This window comes from Helicobacter sp. 11S02596-1, from assembly GCF_002272825.1.
Classification (GTDB): Bacteria; Campylobacterota; Campylobacteria; order Campylobacterales; family Helicobacteraceae; genus Helicobacter_J.
Genome location: NZ_MLAM01000003.1, coordinates 82,084 through 100,481, shown reverse-complemented (window position 1 = coordinate 100,481; position 18,398 = coordinate 82,084). Strand labels below are relative to the sequence as shown.

Below are 18,398 nucleotides of genomic sequence, written 5' to 3'. Positions count from 1 at the left end.
AATGACAAAAAATGATGATGGCAAATGATTTGTTTGCATTCCCATCACCCCTAGAGCGATACCGCTGGCACAGCAGGGATGTTTATGTCAAGCGTGATGATTTGCTCCATCCTATTCTTGGGGGCAATAAAGCACGTAAATTTGAAGCCCTTTTGGAACTTAACTTGCGGGGGAAAACCCTCCTTAGCTATGGGGGCAACCAGTCCAATGCGATGGCAACGCTTTCTTATATTGCCAAAATGCGTGGCTGTGATTTTGTTTATGTAACCTCGCCATTGAGTGGCTATCTTCAAAAATTCCCGCAAGGTAATCTCGCCTATGCGCTTGAAAATGGAATGCAACTAGAAATTTTAGATGTTGCTTCAGATTTCCCATCAACTACAGAAGCCATCAAAAACAAAGCCTTACAAATCGCTAAAAGTTTGGGCGAACAGGCGGTGTTTATCCCGCAAGGTGGGGCTTGTGAGCTTGCCAAAAAAGGCATAGGAAGACTGGCTTTAGAATTACGCAAAGATTTGGCAGGCTTAAAAAACCCTGCGGTTTTTTATGTTTCAGGGAGTGGGGCGAGTGCGGGGTATTTGGCGGGCTTTATCCCTTGTGTTTTTAGCGTGAATGCAGCAGGGGATGCTTCTTATTTGAAAACCCTTTTTGAAAATATCAATGCAGGGATGCCTGAAATGATTTTGAGTCCAAAGACAAAAATTCCATTTGCAAAGCCTGATTGGCGATTGGTTGAGATCTATCGTGAATGGCTGGATTTGGGGGTGGAGTTTGATTTGATTTATGATTGTTTGGGGTGGCTGTGTGTGAGTGAAAATCTTAAATTATTTGAAGATAGAGACATTGTTTTTATCCATTCTGGTGGGCTTTTGGGGAATCTCACCCAAAAACTGCGCTATCAAAGGCGCTTTCAAAAATATTTTTAGCCATTATTTTTTGTGTTTTTTGCCCGCATAGATATTGATACATTCTACGCCCAAAGAAAATGCCATCGCAAAATAGATATAACCCTTGGGGATATGAAAGTCCAGCCCATCAGCCACCAACGCAATACCAACGAGTAACAAAAATGCCAAGGCGAGGGTTTTGATGGTCGGATTTGCTTCGATAAACCTCGAAATACTTTTGGATGCCACCATCATCACCCCCACAGCTAGCACGATCGCCATCACCATCACAGGCAAATGCTCTGCCATCCCCACAGCTGTGATGACAGAATCGAGCGAAAAGATAATATCCAAGATGGCAATTTGCAAAAGGGCAGAGAAAAAACCAAGGCTTTTTTGCGGGGCTTGTTCGTTTTCTAAAGAAGCAGGATTGAGTTGGGCGTGGATTTCATCGGTGCTTTTATAAATCAAAAAAAGCCCGCCTAAAATCAAGATAATATCCCTGCCAGAGATGGCATTGCCTAGGATTTCAAAAAGTGGGCGTGTGAGTTGCATCATCCAAAAAAGCGAGGCGAGCAAGGCGATACGTGTGAGCATTGCCAAAGCTAAGCCTAATATTCTGGCTTTATCGCGCTTTTGAGCGGGGAGTTTGGCTACGATGATGGCAATAAAGATAATATTATCGATCCCTAAGATGATTTCTAGCAGGGTCAATGTCGCCAAAGCCACCCAAGCACTGGGGTCAAAAATCCACTCCAGCACTACAACCAGCCTTTTTTCTTGAAATAAATCACGGGCAAAATCGTCGAAATTATCATCACCAATATGGCGAGGGGATAGCCAAATTCCCAATGCAGTTCGGGCATATTCTCAAAATTCATCCCATAGATTGTCCCAATGAGAGTAGGGGGCATCATCGCCATTGTCGCCACGGTAAAAACCTTGATAATCTTGTTTTGTTCGACATTGATTTGGCTGGTAAAAAGGCTCTGGACATTATCCAAAACATTCATATTCACCGTGGTAAATTCGACAAGCGAATTGATGTCTTTGAGGACAATGGTGAGATTTTTTTTGACATCCATATCGACCTTATCGCTTTTGAGGAGTGCGGTAATGGCACGGCGTTTGTCAAAAAGCGAGTCCCGCAAGCCCATATTGAGTTCTTGGAGGATAGAAAGTTTGGTGAGAATATCTGTATGATCGAGATTTTTTTCATTAAAAACAACATTTTTTCGCAGTTCGCTCGTTTCCCTGCCCGCACTTTCAAGCAAATCAGCGTCTTTTTCCACACGCACTTCAAAGATTTTACTCACCAGATCAAAGCCATCTTCAAAGTTTTTGGGGCTGGCTAAAACACGCTGTTGGATTTCATCAAAAACCTTAAATTCATTGTAACGGATCGTGAATAAAATGCCCTTATAGAGGATAAATGTAACCGTTTGGTTGTGGAGCTCTAGCTCAGAATCCCGCATTAAAAAGTAGGTATTGATGGTGATGCTGGTGCTATCTTCCCAATACCTCGCACTTTGCTCGATTTCTTCACGTTCTTCTTTGGTGGGAATATCAAGCATATAGGTTTTTGCGATATAGGAGACTTCCTCGCTGGTGGGGTGCAAAAGATCGATCCAAAGGATAATACCATCATCTAGGCGGATATCTTCGGTGCTGTGAAAACTTTCTCGCGATACAAGTGATTTTTTTTTCATAAATACATTCATCATATTTTCACCTTTTTATCTCATTTTACCTTGCAGATTTATCGCTACCAACAGCCCGCAAGCCTCACCACCATCGAACCAAAAATCCTCAGCTCTGCTAATCAATATCACTAATGATAACTTATTTTTTATCCAATACCTCAAATGCGGGTAAAATTTTACCTTCTAGCAGTTCCAAAGAAGCCCCGCCACCGGTCGAAATAAAACTCATATTATCCCTCTCGCCGGCTTTATCGATCGCATCAGCGGTATCGCCCCCGCCGATAAGAGAAAACGCATAGGTATCAGCAATCGAATGGGCGATATTGAATGTCCCACGTGAAAACTGCGAGATTTCATAGATTCCAAGCGGGCCATTCCAGATGATAGTCTGGCTAGAATGCACCACTTGGGCAAAAAGCTTCGTAGTCGCTGGCCCCATATCTACAGCCATATAGCCTTCAGGCACATCTTGGGCGGGGGTGATTTTTATGTTTTTGTGTTCTTTGATATCATCGGTGCTGACGACATCGACAGGCAAATAAATCTTGACATTTTTTGTTTTGGCAAGGCTGAGGATTTTTTTTGCATCTTCAATGAGCGCTTCTTCAATCAGGGATTTTTGCATATCGTATCCTAGGGCTTTGAGGAAAGTATTGCTCATTGCCCCGCCGATGATGATTTTATCGACGACATCTAAGATATTAAAGAGGAGATCGAGCTTGGAGCTTACCTTGCTCCCCCCAACGATGAGCAAAACGGGCTTGAGGGGGTTTGCCAGTGCTTTGGCAAATGAATCGATTTCTTTTTTGAGCAAAAGCCCCGCAACTTTTTCTTTCACAAACCCCGCCACGCCATACGTGCTAGAATGTGCGCGGTGGCTGGTGCCAAAAGCGTCATTGACATAGATATCGCACAAGCTTGCGAGCTCTTCGCTAAGCTCTTGAGAGTTTTTTTCCTCACCCTCATAAAAACGGATATTTTCTAGCAAGATAACCCCGCCTTTAGGCAGTGTGTTTTGGAGTATGCGAGCAGATTCGATATTATCTGCAAATGCGACATCTCTACCCAAAAGCCTTTCTAGGCGCTTGAGGATGTGTTTGAGTGAAAATTCGGGATTTTTGTCTTTGGGGCGCCCAAGATGGCTCACGAGGATGATGGATTGGGCATTATTATCGATACAATAATCAATCGTTGGGAGGGCTTCTCGCATACGTGTGTCATCAGAAATGTTAAAATCCTTATCCATTGGGACGTTGAAATCGACCCGAATCAAGATTTTTTTATCAGCGATAATGACATCACGGATGCTCTTTGTTTGCTGCATTAGCGTGATACTAGCGACTTGTAGCATAGAGAATCCTTTTTGAATAAAATATTAAAAACGTAATTTTATCAAAATTAAACTTTTTTATAAAACCTTTGAAACTTTGCCCGCCTGACTTGGGTTGGTATTTTTACGTTAGTTTGGAATAAATCGGGCGGGTGGGTTAGAATACTTTAGCAACGTTGCAAGATTTCATATCTTGCGGAGCGGTCTTCAGGTCTGTTTTTTCAAAACAAACCGAGTAAAAATAAATGTTCTTTTGTCGTGCTTGTGTGCTGTGAAAAATCGGAAACAAGGTTGCAGTAGTGCGACCGCCGATTTTGTTTTATTATTTTTTACTCGATTCAGTTTTGAAAAACTGAATCTGAAGACCATTTCGGGCAAGCAATTAAGGTTTGGGCGTATTGCTATGCTTCTGATAGTCGCATAAAACCATCGCCGTGCGGAGCTAGTTAAGACAAGCAGTTATCTTTTTTAATGCTCCTCCTGTTCCTAAAGGACACAAGCAAACGACTTCCCCTCCCATCGATAAATATTTGAGCCGAAAAGGAACGGAGGCTTATTCTTTTCGTGGGTTAATTGGGGGAGAGGCGTAAGCCAGAGCCAACTGCTTGGCTCTGGTAGCCTCGCACGCCGATGCGTATATGCCCGCAAGGGCATAGCAGACGGCAGGTTAGGGGTGGGATAAACAACGGGCGGGCGGGTGAAATTTCTTTTGCGATTAAAAAGTTTAAAGCATTAAAAAAAGCCAGCAGGCGAGAGCCTTTGGGAATAAAGCATAAATTAACTCTGAACTTTAGGAACGAAAAGAGGCTTTGCCTCTTGGAGCGGTCTTCAGGTTTGTTTTTAAACAAATCGAGTAAAGCATAATAAAAACCTCTAAAATTTATCTCCAATATTCAAGCTTGCTTGAATATGAGATGGTTACTTTAGGAACGTAGGGCAGTTTTACTGCCCGAAGTGGTCTTCAGGTTCGCCCTAGCGAACCGAGTCTATATAATGAAAGACCGAGTAACTAATAAAGGTGTTCGGATTTTTTGATTTCTTCTTCGCTGATTTTGACCCTATCCATACAATACCAAACATACACGATATAAGCAAGCACAAAGGGGATAAATAGCGATACATAGCTCATCGCCACGAGTGTGTAATGGCTTGAAGATGCATTCATAATGGTGAGCGAACTTGAAAGTGCGTAGGTGGATGGATAAAATGCACTCCCTCCCAAGCCGACATTCAAAAACACCGCCATTACCGCAAGAACACTGCCCGCCCCGAGGATAAAAATTGATCGTGTATAGTCTTTAAAGACATTCAAATAAATGCCCAATAATACCCCGATGACCCCGATGAGGAATATCGCAAGCAAATAAGGTTGTTCTATAAAAGCAAGAAAATATTGGTGGCTCACCATCACAATCTCCCCGATATTTTCTCCATTTTTGACGATATGAAAGCCATCTTTGAGGCATATCCAAGCAACAAACCCAAGAAAAAATGGCAAGAAAAGCAATGTGTTGATAAGGATGGCTCGCTTGGCTCGTTGCCTGATGATGATTTGATCGATATGATTGAAAAGATAGCTCGCCCCAAGGATTCGTGAGAGAAACACAAGCGCAAAGCCGAGCAGGTAATTTGCGGGGTTTTGCAATTGCTCAAGACCACGAAATGGGCTTTGCCAATATACAAAATTATGCTCGCCTAGCTCGAAACTCGAGCCTGAAAAAAACGTGCTGACCGCCACGCCGATGAGAAAGACCCCTAAATACCCATTGATATATAAAAATATCTCATAAGTTTTTTTGCCCCAGACATTCGCAGGCTTACTCCTAAACTCATAAGCGACAGCCTGCAGAATGAAGCAAAACAAAATACACAGCCACACCCAATATGCCCCGCCAAAACTCGTAGCATAAAACAACGGAAACGCCGCAAATGCTGCCCCGCCAAACAAAACCAATGTTGTGAAAGTCAATTCCCATTTGCGACCAAGCGAATTGATGATGAGGGTTTTTTCCAATTCTGTCTTTGCGAGCGTGCCTAAAAGCGATTGCCCACCTTGGACAAAAAACATCATCACCAGCAAACCACCCAACAAACTGATGATACACCACCAATAAACCTGCAGTTGGTGCAAACTCCATACCTCAAACATCTTGCCCCTCCTTTTGCCCCTTTTGGTGTGTGGATTTGAAGAACATAGGATTTTCAAAACCCAATTTGATTTGTTTAAGCATAATCGAGATTTCAGCAATCAAAAGTGCGGTAAAAAGGACCGCAAATATCACGAGCGAAATACCGACATTCACGCTTGAGAGATGGGTCGCTGCGATCCTTACTGGCATCAAATCTTGGATCGCCCAAGGTTGCCGACCCACTTCGGCGACTATCCAACCCGCTTCTGCAGCGATATAGCCCAAAGGGATACTCAACACACAAAGCCAGAGGATTTTTTTGTATTTTTCGATCGAATTTGCCATACTCAAATAAAGCACCACGATAAATAAAACCAAAAAATAACTCCCCAATGCTACCATCAAATGGAAGCTATAAAATGTCGTAGCAATCGGCGGGATAGTATCTTTGACATCATCTAAAAAGCCATAGCCAAAATTCTTCATATTTGCTTCCAAGATACTCTGGGCATTCTGCAAGGCTTGGGTGTTATTTTGGGCTTTGGCTTCTTTGTAGTCTTTGAGTGCTTCCCTAGCTAGCTTGCCACTTTCAAGTCGTTCTTGCATTGGCGGGATGGAAAATTTCTCATTCCCATAGATGAGATCATCGATTCCAGGCACGAAGCTATCAATTGAGCGATTGCCTAGTATGGAGAGGGCATAAGGGATTTGAAGATTGAATAAAAATGTTTCTTGATCATCCCCAGGCTGTTTTTTGGGGTTTAAAATCCCAAAGGCAACCAAAGAAGCCCGCTCCTCGCCTTTGTAAATCCCCTCCATCGCTGCGAGTTTCATCGGCTGGTGTTGGGTAACCCGATAAGCACTCTCATCCCCGCTAAACATCAAAAAAATCGCTGTGATAAGCCCAAAGCTCGCCCCTATAATCAAGCTTTTTTTGGCTGCCCAAAAATCCCTGTTTTTTAAAAGGAAAAAAGCCGATACACCCATCACAAACAACGCACTGATGACATAACCACTCCCGATGGTATGCAAAAACTTTGAGATCGCCACAGGCGAGAGGGCGACATCCCAAAAGCTTGTCATCTCATTTCTGGCACTTTGTGGGTTGAATGTCGTGCCGATGGGGTATTGCATCCAGGCATTAGCAACGAGTATCCAAAACGCACTCAGATTACTCCCGATCGCCACAAGCCACGTAGAAAGCAGGTGGAATTTTTTTGACACTTTGTCCCAGCCAAAAAACATCACCGCAAAAAATGTCGCTTCCAAGAAAAACGCCATAATCCCCTCAACGGCTAAGGGCGCGCCAAAAATATCACCCACAAACCAAGAATAATTTGCCCAGTTTGTGCCAAATTCAAACTCCATAATAATGCCCGTAGCCACCCCGATAGCGAAATTTACCCCAAAAAGCCCCATCCAAAATTTCGTGATCTTTTTCCATTCCTCTTTGCCAGTCTTGACATAGATACTTTCCATTATGGCGATGATAAAAGAAAGCCCAAGCGTCAAGGGCACAAACAAGAAATGATACAGGGCAGTCAGACCAAATTGCGCCCTTGAGTAATCCACGCTTGAAAAATCCATACTTTCTCCTTATTTTGTTAAGTTTTCTAACACAAAAGCACTTTTTTGTTCGTTGGTGCTGAACATATTGTCAATGTTTTTATCAAATATAAAGATTTTCAAAATCCCAAACATCACAATTAGCTTGATAATGATAATCTTCCAAAGCGTTTTTCCCAACTGCATTGTTTTGAACCCCTCAATATACAATAGAGAAAACTTTTTGAATAAATAGGCAAATTTTGACATCTTAGCCTCGTTTTGATACATTTTGAAAATCGTTTTGAGACCATCATTTTAACAGCTTAAGCTTAGGGGGAAATTCAAGCGATTTTGATGAAAAAAGTTCAATAAAATATAAAATAATTCATCAAATTAATCAAAAAATAACTTTATCTCAAGGATTGGAATGACACTTTTGGAAATTTTGAAAAACAATGATAAATCCGAGATTGAGAATGAGATCTCAAAAAGATTTGCCAAGAATATGGAGTTTTTCCAGCAGACTTCCCCGCGACTTTTTGACACGCTCAAAACCCCGCCAAGCGAATATAATCTCTTGTTTGATGAAAAGGGGCTTAATATCATCAATCTCAAAAACCAACAACTCACCTATCCTTGCGATGAAAATGGGCATCAGATGGTGCGGGTTTGTGAGGATTTGGCACATTCGCCCGTGTCAAATGCAAAATGGAAAATCCACACCAATCATATTTATCTCGACAAAATGGATACTTCCAAGCTCCCCATTACAGGCGCTGCTTGCAACCAATTCATCGATTTATTGCACAAGCACGGGGGGATTAAAGAATATTATTTAAGCCATTCTTTTCTCCCAACAACAACGATTTTTGGGCTATTGGGCGGGTTGTTTTTGGAATTTATTCGCGAACGTGGGGTGTTTTTTCATTCGTTGCTTATTTTTGAAGAAAATGTCGATATTTTTCGGGTGAGTTGCTATTTTGTCGATTATTGCGAGCTTTTCAATGCCACATCGCCCAAAAGTTGCTATATTTTTGTCAAAGACCTTATTGACAAATTTTTTATCCGCAATTTTTTTGCCCAAAAAAAGATTACTAATAATTTTTTGCGCCTTGAACTCAAGCTTTATGCTAGCCCCAAAATCGATGCAGCTCAAAAGGTCATCGAGGAGGAATATGCCAGTAATGCGAGGGGATGGGGGAGCTTTGAAGATGAGATGATTGGGGTGGATAATAGCTTCAAAAACATCGCATTCAAAACCCTTAAAAATCCCGTTTTGAGCTTGCCAAAGCGTGTGAATGCGCCTATTTGTGTCGTAGGCAATGGTGCGAGCCTCGATGGGTTGCTCCCATTTATCAAAAGCAATCAAAACAAGATGATTATTTTTAGCTGTGGCACGGCGTTAAAGCCCTTGAAAGCTTATGGGATTACCCCAGATTTTCAGATAGAGATCGAACGTATTGATTATCTTTTGGACGTTTTACAAGACGCTCCATTGGGGGATACGCCCCTGATATGCGGGAATATGGTAAATCCTAGCGTGCTTGATTTTGCCAAAGAGGCATATATCTTTATGCGTGGGGGGAGTGCGAGCGGGTATCTTGGGTGTTCTAAAAGCGTGATCGAATATAGCGCGCCTTTTGTAGGGAATGCGGGCTTTGCACTCGCTTGCCAGCTAGGCAGTGAGGTGTTGATGTGTGGCTTGGATTGTGGGTATATTGAGGGGTTTGGTAAGCACGCTTCGGATTCTTTTTATGGCAAGGAATCGTTTGCTTTGCCTGCTTCTGCAATGGTAGTGCGGGGGAATTTTGATAAAAATGTTTATAGTGATTCGATTTTTTTACTTTCAATGCACCAGATCACCCAAGCGATCAAAACCTTTGGGCCAAAGATGGCATTAAATCTCGGCGAAGGGGCGTATATACAGGGGGCTAGACCCACACGTGCGGAAGAATTTGATTTGGCAAAAATCAACAAGAAAAAAATCATCAAGCAAATTAAGAGTTATTTTAGAAAAAATCCCAAAGAGGTTTTTACAGATGTGCGAGAAGACCTCTATACTGGGGAACTTTCGGATTTCAAGGATGAAATAATCGAGATTTTCAAAACCTCTGTTTCTACCAAGCGCGAGGTTTTTGCCTTGATTGATCGGGTGAATTTGGCGTGTGTGAAAAAGAGTTCGACATCCCCTTTTGTAGGGATTTTGCTAGAGGGGTCTTTGGCACATATGTGTCAAAGCCTAATGATAGCGTGTTTGCATTTGCCAAATGATATGATTGGCGGGTTTTACGAAGATGCCAAGCTCGTGATTTGGGAAGCACTTGATAAGATGATGTTTAAATACCGCTTGCGTGCGTTAATGCAACCTGTTTGAAAGAGTTGATGCAAAAATAAACACTAAATTAAGCTTAAATTTGATACTATATGGACATTTGAGCTATAAAATTAAATTTATTAAGGAATCTTTATGCTTAACCCCCCCCCCCATTAAAATACCAGTTTTAGTGATTCTTTTTATCGGGCTTTTTTCGACAGGAAATGCAGAAGGATATAGGAGCTTTTTGGGTATTGGATTTGGATATTCGTTTGATAAATACGATATTGAGTTTTTAAAATATACTGATAAAGGGAAAGAAAATGTTCCAGCTTTAGAATTTTTTGCTGGCGGAGAATATATTTTTGATGATTTTAATGGAATACAAATAAATCTTAATGGGTCTGTTTTATTATCACACGATGACCCCAATAAAGGAACATTAACCGCTGGAATAAACTATGTTTTTGAACCGCAAGACTATATGCCTAATTTTGCAATTATTACAGGCTTTGATTTGGGTCTGAAATATTCTCTATATGCAAAAGAATTTACCTCAGGTTGTTATTCTCCCGATTGTTTATATTTTTATATGATTTATATTGAATCAGAAGAGTTAAAGCCTGCCTTTCACGATTTTAGCAGAAATCACGAATCTTCTGATAATGGTATCAATACATCATTTATTATGGATTATAATCTGGGTTTTCGTATAAGGTTACAGAGATTCGCCTTATTATTTAATGTTAAAATTCCATTATTTAGAAGTTCTATTCCACTAGAGGCAAGGTATTATGTTTATGAAACTCTTCGCACGAATAAGCCACCTATAGATTGGGCTGTGTTGGAATCGGGAGGAAAGCTAATGTCATATCCGATAACAACTACGGCAAGTTTAATATTTTTTTTCTAAATAAAATCAATGTGGGTAAAATATAATGCAATTATCTGACTTTTGATGTTTTACACTAGAAATGCATCGGTGATCTAAAAAACACCAAAAGCTCTATGGTGAGCCAAGTCATCAAGCAAAGGCTAATTGCCAACAAAAATCAAATCCCTCCAAGCGGGTAATTTTGCCAACGATAAGCCACTTAAAGGTAAATTCCTCAAACGTGCGGGTGATTATCGTATCATCTATCTCAAAGAGGGACATATTTTATTGATTACCATTATCCGTATCGCTCACCGCAGAGAGGTTTATTAACTTTTGCCTATTTGCAGGGGGCGGGTTTGGAACATTATGGTTTATTCGGTTTGTTTAAAAACAAATCTGAAGACTGCTTTATGGAAGCGAAGTTTCTTTTAGGCGTATTGCTATGCTCCTTTTGTCGCATATCGCAATCGCCGTGCGGAGCTACCAAAGACAAGCAGTTGTCTTTGGCTTAACGCTCCTCCTCCTAAAGTAATCATCTCATACTCAAACCTTTGGGCTTGTGTATTTGAGATAGGTTTTTAAGGTTCTGCTATAATCTCTAAAAACGCAGGAGAGCAGATGACATTTAATTCCATCATTCAAAAAGATAAAGACGGGTATTTTGCTTATGTTCCCGAACTTGAGGGCTGTGTATCACAAGGGGATAGTTACGAGGAAGCTATCTTTAATATCAAAGAGGCTATCGAGCTTTATTTGGAGAGTTTGCAAGTGGAGGAATTAAGAAATCTACAAACACAATCTAGTGCCATTGTCCCTATTGAGATAGCTATCAATGCCTGAATTACCCAGATTGAGCGCTAAAGAAGCCGAAATGCTTTTGTTTTTGAAAGGCAAAAAGGTAGCCATAAGATTTATTTTAAAAACTCCCATCGGATGGTCCTGCCCCATCACTCGGGAAAAACACTGCACCCAAAAATCATCAAACAAGTTTTAAACGCCATAGAAAAGGCTTAAATCCTTTATTTTTGCAATGTAATTATATTTTACTCGATTCACGTTGTGAATCGCAAGACCGCTTTATGGAAGCAAAGCGTCTTTTAGGCGGACTGCTATGCTCCTTTTGTCGCAGACCGATTGTGATATGCACTGCTAGTTGGACGGCAATACGGGCATAGGGAATGTGGCAGTATGAGTGGTCTTCAGGTTCGGGCTTTAAGCCAACTGAGTAAGCACAACAAGTAAAAACAAATAAAACATATCTCGAACGCACAGCCTTTTTGGCTGGGTGTGAGATGGTTACTTTAGGAGCATAGCAGAGTAAAACTCTGCGGAGTGGTCTTCAGATTCACAATGCGAATCGAGTAAAAAACAATATTTTTTAGTCTTCCACCTTTTTATTTTTTTATTATGCAGGGGGCGGGTTCTACTTGCGAAGCGTCGCCCGCCCCCTTGCAACCCCCACCCACTGCACGCCCCCTTAGTAATTTCAGATAAAAAAGCGTAGATTGCTTTTTTGCCACAATCCCACACAACAAACCTTAGAAACTGGGTTGATATTCCTGCGTTAGCAGGATATAACTCGGGTGGGTGGGTCGAAATCCTTTAGGAACAAAAACGGGCTTTGGGAGTGGTCTTCAGGTTCGCCCTAGCGAACCAATACCTCAAAAATTTATCTCCAATATTCAAGGCAAGCTTAAATATGAGATGGTTACTTTAGGAATGGAGCAGGGATTCACTCCCTGCGGAGTGGTCTTTAGATTCAGTTTGCAAAAACTGAATCGAGTAGAAAATAATGAAAGCCTCAGAACACATAGCGCATCCCGACATTGCCACTGATATTGATGTCTTTGTAGGCAAGCCCGGCTTTTGCCCCCAGCCCGAGATTGACATATATCCTTCTAAAAAGCTCCATTTCCCCGCCCGCAGTCAGCGATGCATAGGTATTGTGCAAATCGCCTTTTTTGTAGCTAAGTGTATTATTGCCTACAAATCGGACTTCTTGATCGCCTTTGGATTTCAAAAACAAATCACGGCTCACCCCAGCGATAAAATACCAATAGGACGCATTGTTAAAATACTGGCGGGTTTCAATAGCGAGATTGAGAGCGATATTTTGTTTTTGATCGGGATTGGCATCGACTCTGAGGTCATTGTCTTCGGGATTTACCATATTGCCCAGTATCTTAGTCGCTGCGATGTAGTAGTAGCTCAAGCCGACTTGGGGTTTGATGACAACAGATTTTTCGCTCAAACCAAACACATAGCCATAATTCACATTGACATTGGTTGTATAGGTGTTGTAGCGGTAGTTTTGATTCAGTTGCGACAAGATAGCATCTTGTGAGGAGATTTCTTCTTTGTTAAAGCCGATGGTTTCGCTCGCAGAGACATCAAATTCATTATTGCCTACATAAGCCCTCGAATAAAATCCTGCATTGACATTTTGGGATTGGTTGCGGATAATATCGCCGTTATAGTTTCCTCTAGCATAGGCGAGATAACCCCCGATGATGACATTTTTGACAAATCGATCATAGCCGGCATTGATACCATAAAGCGTGCTATTCCCACCCTCTACAAAGCTCGCTGTCCCGATAGCAGTCGCCCAGATGTTGTTTCTGTAGGTATTGCGATTGGCATATTTGTAGATAGTTGCCATCCCGCCTCGTGCATTCTTTCCTCCAGCAACAGCAAAATGCTTGTTTTCTAGGCTTCGCAACATATCGGCAAATGTGGGGGCATTGGATTGGGTGCTAGAGAGCTTGACAAGCCGGCTCATTTTATTCACATCGGTAGCGAGGCGGGTTGCAGCGGTGGAGTTGTTTTTGCGTTTGACTGATGAGAGCTGGCCCATCGTGCTTTCTAGCTGGGTGGCGATACGGGTGAAGTAGTGCAAATCGTTTGAAAACACCTTGTCTTTTGCCCATAAGCCATTGTGTTTATCTATCATCAAGACCTGTAGCCAGTCCATCACACCCATCCCAACATCGCCGATATGATCTACCCAGTGCTTGCCACCTTTTTTATAAAACCAGTAGCGGATGTCGTTGGGGTCATAGGGGTTGGTTGCGTCAGATTCATTTACAACAATGGAGATTTCTCTGTCATTGACATTTTTTTCTACACCATCATTGATCGAACCATCGCTATTATAAAGCGTGATACGATCTGCCATATCGCTATACAGAGCATTGGCGTTGTCTTTGTTGTCTTTGGAGTTGATTTCTTTGCCTGCAGAATCCGTATAATAATATACGATTTGCCCACTCCCATCGATTTTCAGCAGGGTATATTTTTGGTTGAGTTTGAGACCTTTGATCTCGCTTATTTTTATCAAAGGGGTTGCAATCCCGCTACTTGGGGTATCTTTGTCGCTAAAATAAAAATGCGCATTGCCTTTGACCGTGATAGTCTGGATACCCCCACTTGCGTTAATATCCATCGTGCCGTATTTGTTGGTAAAATCGCCATTGATGGTTAAATCCGTCTCGCCACCATAGTTCATATGTGTCCCGTTATTGAGCGTGAGGTTGTTAAATTTCACCGTGGAGTAGGGGAGATTGAATTCCTTGTTGATATAGACATCGGTGATTTTGCTAGCGTCTAGGAAGCTCCACGAGCCGACATCAAGCGTATCGATCGTGAGGCTATCTCCCCCACCGCTAAATTTCAATCCGGATTGATCGGCTGCACTGCTTCCTGCTTCTAGCTTGAGCGTGCCGATGGTTGATGTGCCGATATTGGTCGTGAATTCAGAATAAAAATTATTGGTAGTCCCCCCATTGCCCTTATAGACATTCATCGTGTTAATGCTGAAGTCTTTCATCTTGATACCGGCATTGTTATCGACACTATTGGGTCGTGCCGCGCGGGCATTGAGCGTGCCGATGTGGATTTTGCCACTGATACCGCTGAGATCCATCCCGACTTCATCGGTTACGGTGCCATTGCCTGTGAGGTTGATCGTGCCATTGTAGGTGAAGTTTTTGCCTGTGGCTTTGAGGGAAGAGTGGTTGTTGATGTTGATGACACCGGTGTTGTTATCACCGGTGGTAATATCGCCTGTTGCCTCCAAAACCAAATGCCCGCTGATAAGTGCGCCATCACCTAGATTGATAGTGCCACCTAGATAGATATTGTTAGCTTTGAGAACCATTGTGGATTTAGCATTATAAGGACCAATATTGATGACCCCCGTTGCTCCGCCGGGCTTTTCTTTTACCCCTAGGGCAAAATCACTGCCTGTGGCGTCGATAGTGAATTTTGCTGATGTGCTACCATAGTTGTTGTAACTAAGGTTTTGGAGATAGTAGGTGGTATTTTCATTTTTGCCCGAGACACTATTGACATAGCTTTGGACTTGGAGTTTGAGGGTATAGTCTTTTGCTAGTCCGCTTGCACCCGGTATCCCGCCGATAGAGCCAAATGCAGCAGAGCCTCCAAATGGCCAAACACCAGGCTTAATGAAAGGTGCAACATCGACATAGAGCTTGCCTGTGTCGTATTTGAATGATATAGTTTTGTTATCATCGCTGATGAAATACGTGATGGCAACCGGCGTGCCATCTGTGGCGGTAAAAAATATCCTATCATTGAGCTCTTTTTTGTATTGTTGGTAATCGCTATCATTGGGTTTGGAAAACGTAATGCTACCATCCAGACCATCTTTGAATTCGATACCATTTTTTGTTGTCAGGATATTGTAGGTTTGCTTCGAATCAAGGGCATCAAGATTGAGTGTCACATTAATAGAGGCTTTGGGAACTTTAATATCGCCATTGAGGGTGGTGAAATGCTCGCTTTTTGCATTGTTTGCATTGAAAAGTCCCTCGCTATCGGTGGCGATTTTGTTCCCTTTGGCGTCCATATACTGCAGGTAGTATTTGGTGCCTTCTTTGCCGTCCTTGCCGGGTTGCTCGATATAGTAGTGTTCTTTGCCATCGCTTTTGATTTGGCTTTTGTCGATTTGGCTTGGATCGAGATAGGAGAGCTTGCCATTAGCATCTTTATGCTCAAAGCTGGCATAGTAGGGGTTTTTTGCATTCTCTGCCGTTGTGCCTTGAGCAAACAGAAGCGGGATTTTTGAGCCATCTTGGAACTCTCCTATTTGCCCTGTGGAAACTTTGGTCATATTAAAGAAAAAAGACCCATCAGCTACGTTGATAAAGTTTGTGGCAGGGTTTTGGTTTCCTAGTGTGATATTGATCGCCCCTTCGTTGGTAAAATTCCCGCCGTGAATCGTGAGGCTGTTGCCATTTTGGATATTGAGATCCCCGCTATTGGTGTAGGTGCTTCCACTACTCAAATACACCTCTCCAGCACCTTTTACGCTGATGTTTTTTGTGATGAGATTGTTCGCATAGATTGTCGAACCATCAAATACGATATTATTGATGGTAGTAGCCCCACTCATCCCGCCGTTTTTTTGATCTGCATAGAGGAATGAACCCCCTGACATATTGAGCGTCTCCGCAGTGAATGTCTGCCCGCTTTTGAGATAGAGCTTTGCGCCCGTATTGAGTGAAATCGTGCCGGTTGTATCGGTGGTATCCGCATATAGATAGGTTTCATTGTTGCTAAAAGTTGCATTTTTTATAGTTAGTTTTTTGGCTTTGATGGTCGAATAATTGGCAATCAGGGTATCCACGCTTAATTCAGAAATTTTTGAGGCATCCAACACCCCCCATTTATCGGTTTTGAGCGTGCCGATGGTGAGCTTATCCCCTCCACCTTGAAATTCTAATATCGTGTTATCAAGTCCGCTAGTTCCATTGTCGGCGATATTTAAGTTGTCAATTTGGCTGGTGCCAATATTGTTATAAAAAATTGATCGGGAAGCCCCCTTGTGGGCTGTAAGCGTGCCGATGGTAAAATTGCTCCCTTTAACGCTGGCGGTGGTGAGATTGAGCGTGCCGATGGTGGTTTTCCCTGTAACGCCGGTAAAATCGAGCGTAGAATTACCCCCTGCAGTCAGGATACCATTGAGATTGATTGTGCCTGCGTAATCAAAGCTTTTGGCTTTGATTGTCAAGCTTCCTAGATTGCCGATATTGATGAGCGAATTGGCGTTTGTAACCTTGATGTCTGCATTGGTAGCATTAAATTTTCTATTGTATGCACCCGGGATAGTAGAATTTAGAGTTCCAATATTGAGTACAAGGCTTTTCCGTGTTGCTGTTGTTATCGTGCCGTCGCCATTCAACTGCAGTGTGGCGATGGTGATATGGTCATTATTATTTAAGCCAGAGAGATTTAATGTGCTATTAGCAAGCGTGAGTGTTTTATTGATAGCTAGATTGTTGCCACTGAAGTTAATAGTATTTCCCGAAGATGTGAGATTATTGATAGTGATGTCATTGGTGGCTTTTAGCGTCGTTGCACCTGTTACATTGAGTGTATCCAAGACGATATTGGTAGCTTTGTCAATGGTGAGGGTATAGCCATTATCCATCTGGATTTTTCCACTTCCTGAAATGCTCCCAGTGATTTGTATATTTCCTCTTTGTCCCTCTAGCATACTCCCACTTGCCATTGAGACATCACCATTTATTTTCAGATCGGCAGTGCCACCTACGAGGGTTCCATTACCCATTTTTAATAAAGAGTTTGCTTCAAAATTTACGCTATGCGCATTTATGGTTATTTTTTGAGATCCTAATCCTCCAGGTCCAACTTTATTGCTTCCTTTGATTGTTAGATTATGAGTAGCAAAATCATATGTTGGAGCATAATTGTAGGTACCACTATAGGTAGCTAAACCAGAAATATATCCATCGCTAGTGTAGCTAAAAGTGCTTATATAGTATCCATCAACTTTAGTGTATGGACTTTTATAAAGATCATTAAAATCTTTTGTAACATTCACTTCCGCATCAACAGGCATTAAGGCACTCAGAGCAAAGAGATAAAATAAAAGATATTTTTTCATTCTAAGTGCATTTTTTTGCATTTTTGCCTTCCATTTTGTCAGGATATCGCAAGGATTTTGGTCAAAATTTATATATTCATTATATAGTATAAATAATTAATATTCAAATCGGACAAATCGCAAGGCGATTGATAGTGTTTTGCTAAAATCGTGTAAAATCAAAAAAGGATAATAAAGATGACTTTGGTGATTGAGAATATTGACAATGTGGATAAAAACTTTCTAACAGCGATCAAGAGCATTGCGAAGTTGCGAAATTATAACGTGCGGGTTGAAAAAGAACCGGAGAAAAAATCCAAAAAAACCCAGCTTGATATTGCGCTTGAGGAAATTGAGCGAGGCGAGGTGATAACGGCTAAAACTTTTGAAGAATTCAAAAGAAAGATGGAAGAATGAGTTTGAAATATGAATTCAAAACTGCAAAACTTTTTAAAAAACAAATCAAGAAATTATCACAAGAAGATAGGGATAAGGTTTACTTTGTTATTGAAAAGCTTGCAAATGGTGAAGTGCTGGATAAAAAAATCACGGCTTGAGTGGCAAATATAGGGGTTGTGAAGAGTGCCATATCAAGCCCAATTTGCTACTTATCTATAAAAAACAAGATGATATTTTGGTGCTGACTTGTTTGGAGGCAGGCTCTCACAGCGAGCTGTTTGCGTAAATATTTTGCTAAAATCGC

General features: G+C 41.7%; 15 protein-coding genes and 1 pseudogene. 9 read left to right on the top strand and 7 right to left on the bottom strand.

Annotated features, from left to right (window positions below):
• The first annotated feature begins 11 nt into the window (after positions 1-11).
• Positions 12-926, top strand: a complete 915-nt coding sequence (locus tag BJI48_RS02950) for a pyridoxal-phosphate dependent enzyme (protein WP_095331720.1) — start codon at positions 12-14, stop codon at positions 924-926.
• 3 nt (positions 927-929) lie between these two features.
• Here the strand turns inward: BJI48_RS02950 and BJI48_RS02945 are convergent, their stop codons facing one another.
• From BJI48_RS02945 to BJI48_RS02920, 6 genes are all read right to left on the bottom strand, one after another.
• Positions 930-1,649 carry a TerC family protein gene (locus BJI48_RS02945; protein WP_095331718.1) on the bottom strand — a complete coding sequence of 240 codons (720 nt, stop codon included), beginning with the start codon at positions 1,647-1,649 and terminating at the stop codon, positions 930-932.
• Positions 1,649-2,611, bottom strand: coding sequence for a magnesium/cobalt transporter CorA (gene corA / locus BJI48_RS02940; protein WP_095331716.1), 963 nt, complete (start codon positions 2,609-2,611; stop codon positions 1,649-1,651). Before corA ends, BJI48_RS02945 begins: the two co-directional genes overlap by 1 nt.
• A gap of 118 nt (positions 2,612-2,729) precedes the next feature.
• Positions 2,730-3,941: a phosphoglycerate kinase gene (locus tag BJI48_RS02935; protein ID WP_095331714.1), complete on the bottom strand. Its 1,212-nt coding sequence runs from the start codon at positions 3,939-3,941 to the stop codon at positions 2,730-2,732.
• A 988-nt stretch (positions 3,942-4,929) separates the two neighbouring features.
• Positions 4,930-6,069, bottom strand: coding sequence for a cytochrome d ubiquinol oxidase subunit II (gene cydB, locus BJI48_RS02930; RefSeq protein ID WP_095331712.1), 1,140 nt, complete (start codon positions 6,067-6,069; stop codon positions 4,930-4,932).
• Positions 6,062-7,636, bottom strand: a complete 1,575-nt coding sequence (locus tag BJI48_RS02925; protein ID WP_095331710.1) for a cytochrome ubiquinol oxidase subunit I — start codon at positions 7,634-7,636, stop codon at positions 6,062-6,064. Before BJI48_RS02925 ends, cydB begins: the two co-directional genes overlap by 8 nt.
• A gap of 9 nt (positions 7,637-7,645) precedes the next feature.
• Positions 7,646-7,864 carry a DUF4492 domain-containing protein gene (locus BJI48_RS02920; protein WP_095331708.1) on the bottom strand — a complete coding sequence of 73 codons (219 nt, stop codon included), beginning with the start codon at positions 7,862-7,864 and terminating at the stop codon, positions 7,646-7,648.
• A gap of 160 nt (positions 7,865-8,024) precedes the next feature.
• Here BJI48_RS02920 and BJI48_RS02915 point away from each other — a divergent pair, with 160 nt between their 5' ends.
• From BJI48_RS02915 to BJI48_RS09715, 5 genes and pseudogenes are all read left to right on the top strand, one after another.
• Positions 8,025-9,971: a 6-hydroxymethylpterin diphosphokinase MptE-like protein gene (locus BJI48_RS02915; protein ID WP_095331706.1), complete on the top strand. Its 1,947-nt coding sequence runs from the start codon at positions 8,025-8,027 to the stop codon at positions 9,969-9,971.
• A 58-nt stretch (positions 9,972-10,029) separates the two neighbouring features.
• The gene (locus BJI48_RS02910) at positions 10,030-10,824 is read left to right on the top strand and encodes a hypothetical protein (protein WP_180763030.1); all 795 of its coding nucleotides are present in this window, start codon (positions 10,030-10,032) and stop codon (positions 10,822-10,824) included.
• A 126-nt stretch (positions 10,825-10,950) separates the two neighbouring features.
• Positions 10,951-11,118 carry a type II toxin-antitoxin system RelE/ParE family toxin gene (locus BJI48_RS02905; RefSeq protein WP_095331702.1) on the top strand — a complete coding sequence of 56 codons (168 nt, stop codon included), beginning with the start codon at positions 10,951-10,953 and terminating at the stop codon, positions 11,116-11,118.
• 288 nt (positions 11,119-11,406) lie between these two features.
• Positions 11,407-11,628: a type II toxin-antitoxin system HicB family antitoxin gene (locus tag BJI48_RS02900; protein ID WP_095331700.1), complete on the top strand. Its 222-nt coding sequence runs from the start codon at positions 11,407-11,409 to the stop codon at positions 11,626-11,628.
• Positions 11,621-11,802, top strand: a pseudogene (locus BJI48_RS09715) (type II toxin-antitoxin system HicA family toxin). Before BJI48_RS02900 ends, BJI48_RS09715 begins: the two are co-directional and overlap by 8 nt.
• A 787-nt stretch (positions 11,803-12,589) precedes the next feature.
• On the opposite strand, the gene BJI48_RS02885 reads toward BJI48_RS09715, so the two are convergent.
• Positions 12,590-17,380 (bottom strand): vacuolating cyotoxin family protein, encoded by a 4,791-nt coding sequence (locus BJI48_RS02885; protein WP_180763029.1) that lies wholly within the window; start codon positions 17,378-17,380, stop codon positions 12,590-12,592.
• Positions 17,381-17,893: 513 nt separating this feature from the next.
• Here BJI48_RS02885 and BJI48_RS02880 point away from each other — a divergent pair.
• The 3 genes from BJI48_RS02880 to BJI48_RS09705 are packed head-to-tail and all read left to right on the top strand — an operon-like array spanning position 17,894 to position 18,380.
• Positions 17,894-18,112: a hypothetical protein gene (locus BJI48_RS02880; RefSeq protein WP_095331694.1), complete on the top strand. Its 219-nt coding sequence runs from the start codon at positions 17,894-17,896 to the stop codon at positions 18,110-18,112.
• Entirely contained in the window at positions 18,109-18,252 is a 144-nt protein-coding gene (locus BJI48_RS09710; RefSeq protein ID WP_180763028.1) for a hypothetical protein, read from the top strand. Before BJI48_RS02880 ends, BJI48_RS09710 begins: the two co-directional genes overlap by 4 nt.
• The gene (locus tag BJI48_RS09705; protein WP_143428762.1) at positions 18,249-18,380 is read left to right on the top strand and encodes a type II toxin-antitoxin system mRNA interferase toxin, RelE/StbE family; all 132 of its coding nucleotides are present in this window, start codon (positions 18,249-18,251) and stop codon (positions 18,378-18,380) included. The genes BJI48_RS09710 and BJI48_RS09705 overlap by 4 nt, the downstream gene beginning before the upstream one ends.
• Positions 18,381-18,398: the final 18 nt, after the last annotated feature.

Coding starts and splice junctions, on each gene's coding strand:
- BJI48_RS02925 (WP_095331710.1), bottom strand. CDS start 7,636: ATGGATTTTTCAAGCGTGGATTACTCAAGGGCGCAATTTGGTCTGACT.
- BJI48_RS02935 (WP_095331714.1), bottom strand. CDS start 3,941: ATGCTACAAGTCGCTAGTATCACGCTAATGCAGCAAACAAAGAGCATC.
- BJI48_RS02885 (WP_180763029.1), bottom strand. CDS start 17,380: ATGGGTAATGGAACCCTCGTAGGTGGCACTGCCGATCTGAAAATAAAT.
- BJI48_RS02915 (WP_095331706.1), top strand. CDS start 8,025: ATGACACTTTTGGAAATTTTGAAAAACAATGATAAATCCGAGATTGAG.
- BJI48_RS02920 (WP_095331708.1), bottom strand. CDS start 7,864: ATGTCAAAATTTGCCTATTTATTCAAAAAGTTTTCTCTATTGTATATT.
- cydB (WP_095331712.1), bottom strand. CDS start 6,069: ATGTTTGAGGTATGGAGTTTGCACCAACTGCAGGTTTATTGGTGGTGT.
- BJI48_RS02880 (WP_095331694.1), top strand. CDS start 17,894: ATGACTTTGGTGATTGAGAATATTGACAATGTGGATAAAAACTTTCTA.
- BJI48_RS09710 (WP_180763028.1), top strand. CDS start 18,109: ATGAGTTTGAAATATGAATTCAAAACTGCAAAACTTTTTAAAAAACAA.
- BJI48_RS02900 (WP_095331700.1), top strand. CDS start 11,407: ATGACATTTAATTCCATCATTCAAAAAGATAAAGACGGGTATTTTGCT.
- corA (WP_095331716.1), bottom strand. CDS start 2,611: ATGATGAATGTATTTATGAAAAAAAAATCACTTGTATCGCGAGAAAGT.
- BJI48_RS02950 (WP_095331720.1), top strand. CDS start 12: ATGATGATGGCAAATGATTTGTTTGCATTCCCATCACCCCTAGAGCGA.